Source organism: Streptomyces sp. R33, assembly GCF_041200175.1.
GTDB lineage: Bacteria > Actinomycetota > Actinomycetes > Streptomycetales > Streptomycetaceae > Streptomyces > Streptomyces katrae_B.
Window position 1 is genome coordinate 3,456,127 of sequence record NZ_CP165727.1, and the last position, 14,609, is coordinate 3,470,735.

The 14,609-nt window shown below is 74.2% G+C and carries 10 protein-coding genes; 3 read left to right on the forward strand and 7 right to left on the reverse strand.

Annotated features, from left to right (window positions below):
* Positions 1 to 49: 49 nt before the first annotated feature.
* The 3 genes from AB5J51_RS15570 to AB5J51_RS15580 all read left to right on the forward strand — a co-directional run bounded on the left by AB5J51_RS15570 (position 50) and on the right by AB5J51_RS15580 (position 6,494).
* Positions 50 to 3,517, forward strand: coding sequence for a protein kinase (locus tag AB5J51_RS15570; protein WP_369777904.1), 3,468 nt, complete (start codon positions 50 to 52; stop codon positions 3,515 to 3,517).
* A 146-nt stretch (positions 3,518 to 3,663) separates the two neighbouring features.
* The gene (locus AB5J51_RS15575) at positions 3,664 to 5,745 is read left to right on the forward strand and encodes a TPM domain-containing protein (RefSeq protein ID WP_369780262.1); all 2,082 of its coding nucleotides are present in this window, start codon (positions 3,664 to 3,666) and stop codon (positions 5,743 to 5,745) included.
* 32 nt (positions 5,746 to 5,777) lie between these two features.
* The gene (locus AB5J51_RS15580) at positions 5,778 to 6,494 is read left to right on the forward strand and encodes a PspA/IM30 family protein (protein ID WP_053790691.1); all 717 of its coding nucleotides are present in this window, start codon (positions 5,778 to 5,780) and stop codon (positions 6,492 to 6,494) included.
* 53 nt (positions 6,495 to 6,547) lie between these two features.
* Here AB5J51_RS15580 and AB5J51_RS15585 read toward each other — a convergent pair whose 3' ends face one another.
* The 7 genes from AB5J51_RS15585 to AB5J51_RS15615 form a co-directional block, all read right to left on the reverse strand.
* Positions 6,548 to 9,160, reverse strand: a complete 2,613-nt coding sequence (locus tag AB5J51_RS15585) for a SpoIIE family protein phosphatase (protein ID WP_369780263.1) — start codon at positions 9,158 to 9,160, stop codon at positions 6,548 to 6,550.
* Positions 9,161 to 9,318: 158 nt separating this feature from the next.
* Positions 9,319 to 9,747: an ATP-binding protein gene (locus AB5J51_RS15590; RefSeq protein WP_030291061.1), complete on the reverse strand. Its 429-nt coding sequence runs from the start codon at positions 9,745 to 9,747 to the stop codon at positions 9,319 to 9,321.
* Positions 9,748 to 9,910: 163 nt separating this feature from the next.
* Positions 9,911 to 10,342, reverse strand: a complete 432-nt coding sequence (locus AB5J51_RS15595) for a (deoxy)nucleoside triphosphate pyrophosphohydrolase (RefSeq protein ID WP_053790689.1) — start codon at positions 10,340 to 10,342, stop codon at positions 9,911 to 9,913.
* Positions 10,343 to 10,372: 30 nt separating this feature from the next.
* Entirely contained in the window at positions 10,373 to 10,558 is a 186-nt protein-coding gene (locus AB5J51_RS15600) for an SPOR domain-containing protein (RefSeq protein WP_053790688.1), read from the reverse strand.
* A 160-nt stretch (positions 10,559 to 10,718) separates the two neighbouring features.
* The gene (locus AB5J51_RS15605; RefSeq protein ID WP_369777905.1) at positions 10,719 to 12,452 is read right to left on the reverse strand and encodes a cytosine permease; all 1,734 of its coding nucleotides are present in this window, start codon (positions 12,450 to 12,452) and stop codon (positions 10,719 to 10,721) included.
* 116 nt (positions 12,453 to 12,568) lie between these two features.
* Positions 12,569 to 13,321 carry a GntR family transcriptional regulator gene (locus AB5J51_RS15610; protein ID WP_053790686.1) on the reverse strand — a complete coding sequence of 251 codons (753 nt, stop codon included), beginning with the start codon at positions 13,319 to 13,321 and terminating at the stop codon, positions 12,569 to 12,571.
* Between the two features lie 150 nt (positions 13,322 to 13,471).
* Entirely contained in the window at positions 13,472 to 14,599 is a 1,128-nt protein-coding gene (locus AB5J51_RS15615; RefSeq protein WP_053790685.1) for a DUF4190 domain-containing protein, read from the reverse strand.
* Between the last annotated feature and the right edge of the window lie 10 nt (positions 14,600 to 14,609).

Below are 14,609 nucleotides of genomic sequence, written 5' to 3' on the forward strand. Positions count from 1 at the left end.
AATGCCCCCTGGGAAAACGTCGCATGACGTGATGTCAGGGGGCTTTGCGGTGCGGGTGGGGGATCAGCTGGCCGGCCGGTACCGGCTGGACCAGCGGCTGGGCCAGGGCGGCATGGGCGAGGTGTGGGGCGGGTACGACCTGGCGCTGGACCGGCCCGTGGCGGTCAAGGTGCTGCTGGAAGCGGCCACGAACGACGAGCTGGTCGCGCGGTTCAGACGCGAGGCCACGATCGGAGCGCGGCTCCAGCACCCGGGGATCACGGTGGTGCACGACGTGGGGCAGCAGGACGGGCGCCTCTTCATCGTGATGGAGCTCCTGGCCGGCGAGGACCTGGCCACGATGCTGGCGCGGGACGGCGGGCTCGCGGTCGACCTCGCGGTCGACCTGGCCGCGCAGACGGCGGAGGCGCTGGCCGCCGCGCACGAGCAGTCCGTGGTCCACCGGGACCTGAAGCCCGCCAATCTCTTCCTGCTGCCGGGCCGGCGGCTCAAGATCTGCGACTTCGGCATCGCGCACTCCGCGGACGCGACGGCGGGCTGGACGGTCACGGGCCGGATGTTCGGCACGCCCGCGTACATGGCGCCGGAGCAGTGGCGGGGCGAGCGGGTGGGCGCCCGCTGCGATCTGTACGCGCTGGGGTGCGTGCTGTACGCCCTGCTGAGCGGGGCGCCGCCGTTCGGCCAGACCGAGGGGCCGTACGTCCTCATGCGCCGGCACATCGAGGAGGTACCGCTCCCGCTGCGCGAGGTCGGCGCGCCGGTTCCGGCGGAGCTGGACCGGCTGGTCCGGGCGCTGCTCGAGAAGGACCCGGAGGCCCGGCCGGAGTCGGCGCAGTCTGTGGGCAAGACCCTGCGGGGGCTGCGCGGGACCGGGCCGGAGCCTTCGGCGGACCGTGCGGCGGGACAACCGGCCGCCCCCGGGCCGGGTTTCGGGCCCCCACCGGAAGCCGGGTTCGACGTCGCGGCCGCGGCCGCGGCCGCGCTGGACGCTGCGGTCATGGGGCGAGCCGGGAGCCGGGCAGCGGAAGGGGCTGCAGCGGAGGCTGCACCGGGGGCAGGAGCCGGGGCTCCGGCCATGGCCGGACAGGGAACGGCGGCGGGGGCCGTGCCCGGGGCCGGTCAGGGATCTGCGGCGGAGGCTGCGCCCGGGGCCGGGCAGGGAACCGCGGCGGAGGCTGCGCCCGGGGCCGGGCAGCGAACCGCGGCGGGGGCTGTGCCTGCGGCCGAAGCTGCGCCCGGGATCCGGGCCGGGGCCGGGACGCCCGACTCTGGGGCCGCGGGCGTGGCGGCCGGCGCGGGGCCGGGCGTCCCGCCCGCCGTGCGGGAGTTCGTACGGGAGCTGGTGCTCGAGGCGGAGGAGGCGCTGCGGGGCGTGCCCGCCACCGCCGGGGAGACCCGCGTCGAGGTGCTGGCCGTGGCCGCGGACGCCGCGGCCCGCTTCGACCCGGGCCTCGCCGGACGACTCCTGGCGGATGCCGAGCTCGCGGCCTGGGCCGGCGGTGCGGGCGACGGCGCCCGGGTGGCCAGGCTCCTGACGGAACTGGCCCGCGCCACCTCGGCGCAGGCCCCGGCACGGGCCCGGCGGCTGCTGACCGACGCGCAGCAGGCGCTGTTCACGGTGTCCGGCTCCCGGCGGGAGGCGCCGATGCGCGCGCTGGCCGAGGAACTGCTCAGGGTGGCCCCCGAGCAGGCCTCCCAGATCGCCGGGTTCCACTTCCGCGGGCGCCCGGCGCGCGGCGGGCTGCGGGCCCAGATCGAGGCGGCCCTCGCGGCGGCCCGGCCCGAGGAGGCCGAGCGGCAGCTCGCCCGGATCGGGGACCCGGGCCAGCGTGCGGCCACCACGTACGACCTGGTCGTCGCCCTCGCCCCGCGGGACCTGCCCGCGGCCATGCGGCTGAGCGAGCGCATCGGCTCGGCCGGCGGCCGGCTGCTCGTGCTGTGCCAGCTGGCGCAGGACCGGGCCGCGGCCGGGGATCCGGTGGGCGCGGCCCACGCTGTGGAGCAGGCGGAGGAGGAGCTGCCCCGGGTGCTGGAGGAGCGGTCGGCGTGGCTGCGGGAGGAGGCCGGCCGGCTCGCCGGGCGGGGACAGCCGGTGGAGGCGGAGCGGCTGCGCAACCGGGCCGCCGGGCTGCTGCGCGGCCGGGTGGAGGCCTCGGCGGACGAGAAGGCCGGGCACGCGCTCGCCGCGGTCGAAGCGGCCCGTGCCCGGGTCGCGGAGGGCATCAGGGAGCCGCTGGACCGGGTGCGGGCACAGGCCCTCGCGGACCGGGCCCGGAACCTGCCGGAGCCGGCGCAGCGGGCGCTGGCGCTGGCCACAACCGCCCGGGACTGCCTGCCGACGGGGCGGGTGCCCTGGCTGCGGGAGGCGGCGGCCGACGTGGGAACTGCGCCGCCGTCCGGGACGGTCGCGGCCATCAGTGCGGAGTCCGCAGTGCAACCGGCGCCGCCGTACGTGTCCCCCGGCGCGCGCCGGTGGCGCCACGGCAACCTCCGGCCGGAGGCCCTGTCGGCGGCCGGCGCCGGCGTGGTGTGGCGGGCGGGGGCCGAGGTGGGCCTCGTACGGGCCGGGACGGGGGCGATCCGCTGGACGGCGTTCGCCGACGAGGGGGTACCGGCACCGCCGCTGCCCGGGACGGCCCTGGTGTCGGCCGAGGCCGGGGCCGACGCGGTCTACGTCGCGGTGCGCTCGGCCGCGGCGTCGGGGGTGCGCCTGCTGGCCCGCGAATCCGCGGACGGCCGGGTGCGCTGGTGGCAGGACCTGCCGGAGGACGAGCCGGGACATGTGACGCCTGCCGGCGGGCTCGTGGTGTACACGACGCCCTCCGGGCTGACCGTCCTGCGCACGGCGACGGGGGAGACGGTCTGGCACCATCCGCTGCGGGAGGACGCGTCGCGCGCCCTGACCCTGGCGGGCTACTGCCTGGTGGTCTCGGACGGCCGGCAGACCCAGGCGCTGCACGTGGCGACCGGGCAGCGGCTCTGGTCCTGGCCGCGCACCGGGTCCGGCTTCGTCGCGCCCAGCGTGCCGAGGTTCACCGGGGGGCCGGTGCACGTACGGGAAGGGGGCACCGTACGGGCCCGCTACCGGCACAACGGCCACGAGCTGTGGCACTTCGACCTGGGGGTCCCGGCGGCGCGGCTGCTGGTCGGGCGCGGCATCGTGTACGCGGCGGCGTACCGCTCGGAGCTGGGCGGGGACGTGGTGTTCGCGCTGGACGCGGAGACCGGCGCGCTGCGCTGGCAGCGGCCGCTGACCCGGCGCGCCGGGCCGGACTGCGCGCTCGAACTGCTGGGCACGCGGCCCGGCGGGCTGTTCGTGAGGTCCTCGAGCGGGGACGGACGCGGGTTGCTGGGCCGGCGGAAGGCTCTCCAGCCGTTCGTCGCCGCCCTGGACCCGGGCACCGGCCGGACCCGTTGGCTGTGGGAGGACCCGGCGCTCGGAGCCGGCGACGCGGTGCTGATCGACGACCACCTCGTCCTGCCCCGCCCGGAACTGACGGCCGTCGCACTGCCCTGACCGGGCAGGCCGGCGGCGGCCGGCCGCGCGCTCGGCCGGACGGCCAGCGGGGCTCAGGGCGACGGGTGTTCCGGTCGCGGGGGCCGGAGTGTGGTCATAGCCTCCGGAATGTGACTCCGCCGAAGCGACGACCCACCGCCGCCGGGATGTCCGTACGGGCCGGGCTCGTCCTGGCCGCCGCGCTGCTGGGGCTCGGCGGCTGGGGGGTGGCCGGGGCGCCGGCCGCCCGGGCCGAGGATCCCGTCACGCTGTCGCAGCAGGGGCAGATCACCGACCGCGTGGGCGCCCTCGGCGACCGGAAGGCCGCCGTCACCGCCGCGCTGGACAAGCTGTACGCGGACCACCGGATCCAGCTCTTCGTGACGTACGTGCACGATTTCTCCGGGCGCTCCGCCCAGAGCTGGGCGGACGCCACCGCGCAGAAGAACGGCCTCGGCCAGGACGACCTGCTGCTGGCCGTGGCGACCGGGGCGCGCCAGTACGCCTATTCGGCCGATGTCGACTCCGGGTTCACCCAGGCGCTGCTCGCGGACGTCGCCCGTACGGCCATCGAGCCCGCGCTGAAACAGAACGACTGGGCGGGCGCCGCGATCGGCGCCGCCGACGGGTACGGCGCCGTGCTCGGCGGGAAGCCCGTACCCGTGCCCGCGATCACCCCCGGCGTGGCGAACCCCGGCGGCGGTGAGGGCGGCGAGAGCGGGGCCGGCGACTTCGTGCTCCCGGTGGTCGTCGTCGGCGCGGCCGGCGCCCTCGGTGTGTACGCGTACAGCCGCCGCAAGCGCAAGGGCGGCGCCGGCCGCGGCGGTACGACGGGCTGGGGCGAGCAGCCCGCGACCACGACCGCCCTCCCGCTGCCCGAGCTGGACGCCAAGGCCAAGGCGCTGCTGGTGGAGACCGACGACGCGATCCGTACCAGCACCGAGGAGCTCGGCTTCGCCTCCGCGCAGTTCGGGGACGCGGCGGTCGGCACGTTCACCGAGGCCGTGGCCTTCGCACAGAGCGAGCTGACGGCCGCGTTCCGGCTCCGCCAGCAGCTCGACGACGCGTACCCCGAGGACGACCCCACCCGGCGGCGGATGCTGGACGAGATCGTGGCCCGCTGCACGGAGGCGAACCGGCGGCTCGACGCGGAGTCGGCGGACTTCGACCGGCTGCGGGACCTGGAGAAGAACGCCCCGCAGGCCGTGGCGACGGTGGAGGCGCACTTCCGGGCGCTGACGGGCCGTACGACGACGGCCGCGGCCACCCTGACCGCGCTGGCCGGGCGCTACGCGGACTCGGCGTCCGCGCCGGTGGCCTCCAACGCCGAACAGGCCGAGGACCGGCTGCTGTTCGCGACGACCAGCCTCGGCGAGGCCCGGGCGGCGCTCGAGGACGGCGACAACGGGAAGGCCGCCGTGCACGTACGGGCCGCCGAGGGCGCGGTGGACCAGGCGGCGACGCTGGTCGACGCGGTGGAGCGGCGGGCGCAGGAGCTGGCGGAGGCGGCCGGGAAGCTGCCCGGCGCGCTCACGGAGACGGAGACCGACCTCGCCGATGCCCGCGGCCTGCTGAGCGGCACCGCGGAGGGGGCCTCCACGGCGGATCTGCGCGGCCGGATCGGCCGGGCGGAGGCGGTCCTGGCCGACGTACGGCGGGCGCAGGAGGCCGGCCGGTACGACCCGATCGACGCGCTGCGCAGGGTCGAGGAGGCCGATGCCGTCCTCGACGAGGCGCTGGCCGGGGCCCGGGAGCGCGAGGCGGGCAGCCGGCGGGCCGCGGCCCTGCTGGACCAGGCGGTGCTCTCGGCGCGCAGCGCGATCGGCGCGGCGGCGGACTACATCACCACGAGCCGGGGCGCAGTCGGCAGCCAGGCCCGCACCCGGCTGGCGGAGGCGCAGCGGCGCATGGAGCGGTCGGCGGCCCTGGCGGGCCCGGACCCGGCGGCGGCGCTGGCGGAGGCCCAGCAGGCGGACGGGCTGGCGCGACAGGCGCAGCAGCTGGCCGAACAGGACGTACGGGCGTACCAGGACCCGTACGGCGGCGGGCAGCGGCAGCAGGGCGGCGGCATGGGCGGCGCGGTCCTCGGCGGGATCATCCTGGGCGAGATCCTGCGCGGCGGCCGCGGGGGCGGGGGCTTCGGCGGCGGGTTCGGGGGCGGCGGGGGCTTCGGGGGCGGGGGCCCGGGCCCCGGCTCGTTCGGCGGCGGCGGGACCCGCGGCCGCATGGGCGGCGGCGGCCGCTTCTGACCCACTCTCCCTCACCCCGTGAAAGGTCACCGATGAGCAAACAGACCATCCTCGGCCGCGTCACCCAGCTCGCGAAGGCGAACATCAACGCGCTGCTGGACCAGGCGGAGGATCCGCAGAAGATGCTGGACCAGCTGATCCGCGACTACACGAACAACATCTCGGAGGCGGAGCAGGCGGTCGCCACGACGATCGGCAATCTGCGGCTGCTGGAGGCGGACCACAAGGAGGACGTGGAGGCAGCCTCGGAATGGGGCGGCAAGGCGTTCGCCGCGAGCCGGAGGGCGGACGAACTGCGGGCGTCGGGTTCGGCGGCGGACGCGGACCGGTTCGACAACCTGGCGAAGGTGGCCCTCGGCCGCCAGCTGCAGTCGGAGAAGGAGGCGAAGACGGCGGAGCCGACGATCGCCGCGCAGACGGAGGTCGTGGAGAAGCTCAAGTCCGGGCTGGACGCGATGAAGAACAAGCTGACCGAGCTGACGGCCAAGCGGGACGAGCTGGTGGCCCGGGCCAAGACCGCGCAGGCGCAGAACACCATGCTGGACGCGGTGAAGAGCATCGACGTCATGGACCCGACCAGCGACATCGCGCGCTTCGAGGACAAGGTCCGCCGGGAGGAGGCCAGGGCCTCGGGCCGGCAGGAACTGGCGGCGTCCTCCCTGGACGCCCAGTTCGAGGCCCTTGACGACCTCGACAGGTCATCGGAGATCGAGGCCCGCCTGGCGGCGTTGAAGTCCCGGGCCGGCTGACGGGTTCCGCTGCGCGGGGAGTGGCTCCGCGCAGCGGGACCCGACGCCGGCGGTCAGCCGTACATGCTCAGCAGCTGCTCCGCCGAGAGTTCCGAGACGGCCACGGCGGCCGCGCCCGGGAGCGGGAGCTCGAACCAGACCGTCTTGCCCCGGTGGGTGCGGCGCGTGCCCCAGCCCGCCGACAGCATGCCGACCAGCTGCAGGCCCCGCCCGCCCTCGTCCGTGTCCCGCGCCCGCCGCCGCCGCGGCTGGACCAGGTTGCCGTCCCAGACCTCGCACACCAGCGTCCGGTCCAGCAGCAGCCGCAGCCGGATCTCGCCCTCCCCGTACCGCAGGGCGTTCGTCACGAGCTCGCTCACCAGCAGCTCGGTGGTGTCCAGCAGCCCCTCCAGCCCCCACGCCGGCAGCTTCCCCCGCGCCAGCTCCCGCGCCCGGCCCACCGACCGCGCCTCGCGCGGCAGCTGCCAGTCCCCCACCGCTTCCACCGGCAGCCCCTGCACCCGCGCCATCAGCAGCGCGATGTCGTCCTCACCGTGCCGCGTGTCCAGCGTGTTCAGCACGTGGTCGCACACGTCCTCCAGCGGCCGCACCGGGTCGGACAGTGCGTCCCGCAGCCCCCGCAGCCCTTCCTCGAGCGGGTGGTCCCGCGATTCCACCAGCCCGTCCGTGTACAGCGCGAGCAGGGACCCCTCCGGGAGGTCCACCTCGACCTCCTCGAACGGCTCTCCGCCCACTCCCAGCGGCATCCCGGGCGGTACCTCCAGCAGCAGTGCGGGCCGCGGCGGGGCGCCCGGCTCCGCCGGTTCCACCAGTACGGGCGGCATGTGGCCGGCGTTGGCGATGGTGCAGCGCCGGGTCACCGGGTCGTAGACGGCGTACACGCAGGTCGCGAGGTACACCTCGGAGCGGTCCGCGTCCCGCGAGTGCAGGGCCGCCCGGGAGGCCTGCTGGGAGCCGCCGGGCGCGCCGAGCCCGCGGGCGATCTCGTCCAGCGCGGTCAGCACCTCCGCCGGTTCCAGGTCCAGCAGCGCCAGGGTGCGTACGGCGGTGCGCAGTTCGCCCATCGCGACGGCCGCCCGCAGTCCGCGGCCCATGACGTCGCCGACGACCAGCGCCGTGCGGTGGCCGGGCAGCTCGATGACGTCGAACCAGTCCCCGCCGACCTCGGTGGCCGCGTTCCCCGGCAGGTACCGGCAGGCGATGTCCAGGCCGGCCGCCTCGGGGTCCCCGGGCGGCAGCAGGCTGCGCTGCAGTATCAGGGCCCGTTCGTGCTCGCGCCGGTAGAGGCGGGCGTTGTCGATGCAGACGGCGGCCCGGGCGGCGAGCTCCACGGCCACCGCCCGGTCCCGTTCCCCGAAGGGCTCGCTGCCCTTCGTACGGGAGAACTGGGCGAGCCCGACGACGGTGTCGTGCGCGACCATCGGTACGACGAGGGTGGACTGCACGAGGTCGTCCGCTCCGCCGCCCTCGATCAGCCGCGGCCGCGCGGTGCGCAGGGCGAGCGCCCCGGGCGAGGCCGCCGGGTAGCGGTGGACCTCCCCTACGGAGACCAGTGCGCCCGGGCCGGACAGCGGGGCGTCCGACACGGCCGAGGCGAAGGCGACGCGCCGCAGGGGCGCGGAGGGCGCCCGGCCGGCGCCCAGCCCGGGCGGCAGCGAGGGCACGCCGGGGCCCTGCGGCCGGGCGGGCCGGTCGTCGTCGCCGAGCAGCAGCCCCTGGTAGAGGTCGACGGCGGCGAGGTCGCAGAAGCCCGGGACGGTCACGTCCAGGAGTTCGCGAGCGGTGGTCTCGAGGTCGAGGGAGTTGCCGATGCGGTGCCCGGCCTCGTTGAGCAGGGCGAGATTGCGCCGGACCCCGGCGGCCTCGCGGGCGGCGAGGTGGCGGCGGGTGACGTCGGTGCCCAGGCCCGCGACGCCGATGGGGCGGCCGGTGCCGCCGTGGACGCGGTAGAGGTTGATGGACCAGTGGCGGTGCTCCCGGCTGCCGGGGGCGGCGCCGGTGATCCGGAGGTCGGTGACGGAGTCACCGGTCTCCAGGACCCGCCGCAGGGCCTCGGCCATCCGGTCGGCCTCCTGGGGCGGGAGGTAGTCGTGGACGGTGCGGCCGCGGTGTTCCTCGACGGCGCCGCCGAAGACGGTCGCGAAACGGCGGTTGGCGCGCTGCACGGTGAGGTCCGTACCGAAGAGCAGGAAGCCGAAAGGAGATTGGCCGAATATGGCCTGCGAGGCTGCGAGATCGGATTCGATCCGGCGCAGCGCGCGTACGTCGACCACGACGCACAGCGCGGCCCGCTCGGCGGTCTCGGTCTGGGTGGGCATCACATAGATCTCGGCCACGCCGTGCGCGCCGTTCCCGCCGGGGATCCGGAAGGGGACGAGGCCGGTCCATTCCTTGCCGTCGAGGATCTCGGCCACCCTGCGGTGCCCGCCGGCGCGCAGCTCCGGCGGCATGAAGGCGTCCACCGGGTCCCGGCCCACGGCCTGTGCGGCGGTCAGCCCGAACAGCTCCTCGGCGCGCAGGCTCCACTGGTCGATGAGCCCGTCGGGTCCGATGGAGAAGGACGCGACCTTTATGTAGTCATATATCGAGCCAGGCGGGCTGCTGTGCCACAGGGAGTCGTGCCATGTCTCCCCGGGCACACGGGCCTGATGTGCCTGCGCAGGTATCTCGCTCACGCGACCGTCCCCTCCAGCTCACCGCAACCGGACCGGCCATGACCGAAGTATTCAGCACCACGGCCCCGCACGGCACGGCGTTCACGATCACAAAAAGGTCCCGACTATTTCGAGCCATGCCCTGTGATCGTCGGCCATCCTTCACCTTGTTACTCACCAGGAAGTGCCAACTCGAACCACACGGTCTTGCCCGATTTCCCGTGCCGCGTCCCCCAGCGCTGTGCGGAGGCGGCCACCAGGTGAAGACCCCGGCCCCCCTCGTCGTCCGGCTTCGCGACCCGTTCACGGGGCGGATCCGGAAGCGGATCGGAAACCTCCACGAGCAGGGCGGCGCCTCCCGTCACACTTCCACTGGCCGGATTGCGCCGCACCAGCCGGACGCCGATGGGACCGGAGGCGTACCTCAGTGAATTGGTGACCAGCTCGCTGACCAGCAGGACGGTGACGTCGCCGACGGAGTCCAGGCCCCAGGATCCGAGCGTGCCGCGGACGGCGTGCCGGGCGGTGCGTACGACTCCGGGTTCGGCGGGGAAGGCCCACTCGGCGCATTCACCGTCTGTGTCGATCACGCCGATCACTTCCCGGGCCGGCATCGACCCCAGTCCGATTCATCAGGGACAGAGCCACGAAGGGCAGTACACGATTGGGACTAATAGCGACATACCCGATATTCGAGGCGTCGTACCACCCCATCCTTCACGCACCGGCGCACTGTGGCGCAGACGGCCCAGCGCACGCGCGTCACGCGCCCCCGTGCGACCTGGCGTGCTGCTCGTCGCGCTCGGCGCGCAGCCGGCGTCCGGCCTCGGCGACCGCCGGCCGGTCCTGGTCGAGCCAGTCCACCGAGTCGAGCTCCTCGGGTCCGAGCCAGCGCAGCTCGTCGTGGTCCTCGAGCGGTGCGGGTTCGCCGGACAGCAGCCGTGCGGTCCACACGTGCAGGACGAGCCCGGGCCTGAGCGGCCACTCCCCCGGGATCCGCTCCAGCGGCTCGGCCTCCACGCCGAGCTCCTCGCGCAGTTCGCGTACGAGCGCCTCGGGCACGGACTCGCCCTGCTCGGCCTTCCCGCCCGGCAGCTCCCAGCGTCCGGCCAGCTCCGGGGGTGCGCTGCGGCGGGCGGCCAGCAGGCGGCCCTCATGACAAAGGGCTCCGCCCACGACCACTCGTACCGTCATGGGGCGGAGCCTATGTCAACGCAGGGATGCTCAGTTCGTCGTGGCCGTCTGACCGATCCGCTCGACCCAGTACAGCTGCTTGTGGCCTCTGTCTTCGAGGCTGTCGACGACCTTCTGGGCCTCGGCCCGGGTGGAGTACCGGCCCACCCGGTAGCGGTTGCCGTTGTCGTCCTGACGTATGACCAGCCATTGGAGCAGGGCACCGCCGTCGTTCATCGCGTTTCACCCTCCGCCGATGTACCTGCCCGGGAAACCGCATTGCGCATATGCCCGAGCTTACGCCCGACCTTTACGGAGCGGATACGGTTTTTCACGAAGAGGTACCTCGCAGGCGTACGCATCCGGCCACGCGTACGAGCGGGCCGTGTACGCCGGTTCAGAACCGGCGCACCGTGGGCATCGGCAACACCACCGCACCTCCCTGCGGCGCCTTGCGGCAGACGTCACCGCAGGCGGCGTCGAGGGAGCAGCAGAGGGAGCAGATCGGCCCCGATTGCACGGGGCAGTCGGCGATGTCGGGGAGTTCGTACGCCGTTTCGCACACGGAGCAGGTGTGGGTGGCGGTGACGTCCAGGGCCTGCGCCCCCGGCCCTCCCCCGGAGCCTTCGGCCCGGGAGGCCCCCCAAACGCCGTTCGGCCTGGCCAGGTAGTACTTCCCTCCGGTCGCCCAGGCGATCAAAGGGCACAGGACGAGGGCGAGTCCGGCCGCGATGAAGGTGGAGAACGCCTCGGCGTAGGGGCCGAACAGTCCGAAGAAGGCGAGGATCGAAACGGTGGAGGCGATCACCATTGCGCCGAAACCCGCCGGGTTGACGGCGTAGAGGTACGCCCGCTTGAACTCGATGTACGGCGGGCTGAGTCCGAGCCGCTTGTTGATCACGAGGTCCGCGGCGACGGCGGCGATCCACGCGATGCCGACGTTGGAGTAGAAGCCGAGCAGCTTGCCGAGCATCGCGAACATGTCGAGCTCCATCAGCGTCAGCGCGATGCCGAGGTTGAGGAAGATGTACCAGACCCGGCCGGGGTGGCGGTGGGTGATGCGGGAGAAGAAGTTCGACCAGGACAGCGAGCCGCTGTAGGCGTTGGTGACGTTGATCTTCACCTGGGAGACGATCACGAAGAGTGCGGCGGCGGGCAGCGCGAAGGAGCCGAGCCACGGGCGCAGGGCTTCGATCTGCGGGGCGATCGGCTCCAGGGCGTGCGTCTTGCCGACCGTTTCGAGGGCCGCGAAGGCGAGGAAGGCCCCGCCGAGCTGTTTGGCGGCCCCGATGATCACCCAGCCGGGGCCCGCGGCGAGCACCGCGGTCCTCCATGTACGGCTGTTGGCCGCGGTCTTGGCCGGCATGAACCGCAGGTAGTCGGCCTGTTCTCCGATCTGGGCGATGAGCGAGAGGGCGATGCCGGTCCCGAAGCCGAACCCCGTCCAGGAGAAGCCGGCCCCGGCGCCCTCGGTGCCGCCGAAGTGCGTGAACGCACCCCAGGCGTCCGGGGCCTGGAAGGCGAGCACGAGGAACGGCAGCACCAGGCCGATCAGCCAGACGGGCTGGGTCCACGCCTGCACCTTGGCGAGCGCGCCCATGCCCTTGAACACGATCGGGATCACGATGAGCGTCGTGACCAGGTACCCGATCTCAACGGGGAGCCCCATCGCCTGGTGCATGGCCTGGGCCATGATCGAGCCTTCGAGGGCGAAGAAAATGAAGGTGAAGGAGGCGTAGATGAGGGAGGTGAGGGTGGACCCGAAGTAGCCGAAGCCGGCGCCCCGGGTGATCAGGTCCATGTCCAGCCCATACGTGGCGCACGCCCGGGCGATGGGGATGCCGGTCAGGAAGATGACGGCGGCGGCGGTCAGGATCGCGGCCAGTCCGCTGGTGAACCCGTACGCGAAGACGATCGAGGCACCGATGGCGAAGTCGGCGAGGTAGGCGATCCCGCCGAGCGCCGTGCCCGCGACGGTGGCGGGGCTCCAGCGGCGGAACGAGTGGGGCGCGTACCGCAGCGAGTAGTCCTCGCGGCTCTCGTCGGCGGCGAGCTTCGCGTAGCTCCGGCGGGGCGCGGAGGCGGGCCCGGGCCCGGGGGTGGCGGCCTTGGCGGCGGCGGTGTCGGTCATACCGCCGGACGGTAGGTCCGGTCTGTGACACCCCGTCATGCGTGGACATTGCCCGGTGGTTACGCCCCGCGCGCCCGCATCACCGCCCTGTTAACGCCCGGGCACGCCCTGTCCGCTCATCGGACCGGCAGGTGGTACGACAGGCGGTAGCGGTCCGCCGGGACCACCACGTCGGCGGTTTCGACCGCCAGTCCGGACGCGAAGTACGTACGGCCGATCACCAGGACCACATGGCCCGGGACCCCGCCCAGCAGCATGATCTCCTCGGCCAGGCCGGGCCGCGCCCCGACCTCCTCCACCACGTTGTCCACGACGACGTCGATCGCGGCCATCCGGTCGACGACCCCCGAGCCCCCGAGCGGCCCCTCCTCCGGCAGCATCACCGGGGTCCGGCCCGTGACCGCGAGCGGCTCCCAGGAGGTCGACAGCATCATCGCCTCCCCCGCGTCGCGGAACACGTACCGCGTCCGCATCACCCGCCCGCCCGGCTCGATGCCGAGCCGCTTGGCGATCTCCGCCGGCGCCGCCGTCTGCTCGCTGCTGGACTCCCAGGTGCCCCGGGCGCCGGCTTCCGCCTGCTCCTGCCGGAACGGCGTCGACGTCCCGCCCGTGCGGTATCCGGAGCGGGCGACCCGCCTCGGCACGGGCTGCTCCCGTACGTACGTACCCGACCCGGACCGGCCCTCGACCAGCCCCTCCGCCATGAGGACCTTGCGCGCCTCCAGCGCCACGGTGTCGGAGACCCCGTACTCCTCGCGGATCCGGGCCTGCGAGGGGAGCCGGGCGTGCGGGGGCAGGGACCCATCGACGATCTTCCGTCGCAGATCCCCGGCGACGCGCAGATAGGCCGGCTGCTCACCGAAAGTCACTGGCCACTCCCATCAGGTTGACAGACAGCTACACCCTGGCAACCGACGGTTGTAGACCGCAAGCAAGGGCCAGAGTTTCACCCGAAGTGATGAAGCCAGGTCACTGAAACCCGTTACCGCGCGTTACCGCACGCTACCCTCGACGGCTCCTCACACCGCGGCCGAAGGAGGCCCGTCCGAGTCGCCGTCCGCATCACCCTCCGAGTCGCCCGGCTGCCGCACGCGCCAGTCCGGTACCCGGGTCGACAGCCCGTACGCCCCGCGGAGCGCCTTCTCCGTGTCCACGGTCAGCGCACCCGAGGCCGCGTCCCACGCGTCCTGGAACTCCGCCGGCTTCGTCGCCTTCGCCGCCCGCTGCCACGCCGCCCGCGCCGCCTCGACCTCCTTGAGCTGCGCCCGCACCGGCCCGGCCAGCTCGGGCCGGGCCTTCACCCCGTCCAGCAGCCCCGCCTCCGCGGCCAGCGCCCGGTCGACCTCGCGGGCCCACTCCCGGTACTGCGGCAGCGCCTCGTCGATCTCCTCCTCCGGCCCGCCCCCCAGCGCCAGGTCGGCCTCGTTCATCACGTGCAGGAAGGCCACCTGTTCCGGCTTCAGCATCCCGGCGTCCTTGCGCAGGCTGCCGCGGTGCTCCCGCTCCGCCGTGCCGATGACGCAGAGCAGCCGCCGGTCGCCGCCGCTCCACCCTTCGCGCGAGGGCGCGAAGTAGAACATCTCCGCGTACGAGGGCAGCGCCCAGGTGTCCATCGCGTACGCGTCCTGCGCCTTCCAGCACGCGTCCGTCGCGGTCTTCTTCAGCTCGGGCCCGCCCGGGAACACCTCGTCGTCGAACCGGGTCGAGGAGGTGACCTCGCCCTCGTGCACCTCGGTGCACGCGATCCGGTAGATCAGCGGGCTCTCGTCGAGCAGGTCACCGCCGGGGACGTTGAAGCAGTCGCCCGCGCGCATGTCGTCCATGGCGGTCAACTCGCCCTCGACGCCCTCGAACCGCTGGAGCGTGTCCAGCCGGTCGAACAGCCGCTCCGCCACCCGGTCCGCCGCGAAGACGACGGCGGCGGTCATCACGAGCGACACCGCCAGACCCGTGATCGCGAGCGCCCTGCCCCGCTCCCCCTTCCGGGCGATCTGGACGAGCGCCACGATCCCGAAGACGGCCCCGAGCGGCGGCACGCACAACAGCCCGACCAGCAGCGACGCGAGGGCGAAACCGTTGAGAGCGGGCTCCCGGTACGCCGGCTGCGGGGGCGGAGCGGGCCAGTAGGGCGGGGGCGGGGTGCTCACGGGGCTGGGG

Excerpts from the sequence above, each read along its gene's own strand:
- AB5J51_RS15595 (WP_053790689.1), bottom strand. The coding sequence starts at position 10,342 with ATGACGGTACGAGTGGTCGTGGGCGGAGCCCTTTGTCATGAGGGCCGC.
- AB5J51_RS15600 (WP_053790688.1), bottom strand. The coding sequence starts at position 10,558 with ATGAACGACGGCGGTGCCCTGCTCCAATGGCTGGTCATACGTCAGGAC.
- AB5J51_RS15580 (WP_053790691.1), top strand. The coding sequence starts at position 5,778 with ATGAGCAAACAGACCATCCTCGGCCGCGTCACCCAGCTCGCGAAGGCG.
- AB5J51_RS15605 (WP_369777905.1), bottom strand. The coding sequence starts at position 12,452 with ATGACCGACACCGCCGCCGCCAAGGCCGCCACCCCCGGGCCCGGGCCC.
- AB5J51_RS15575 (WP_369780262.1), top strand. The coding sequence starts at position 3,664 with ATGTCCGTACGGGCCGGGCTCGTCCTGGCCGCCGCGCTGCTGGGGCTC.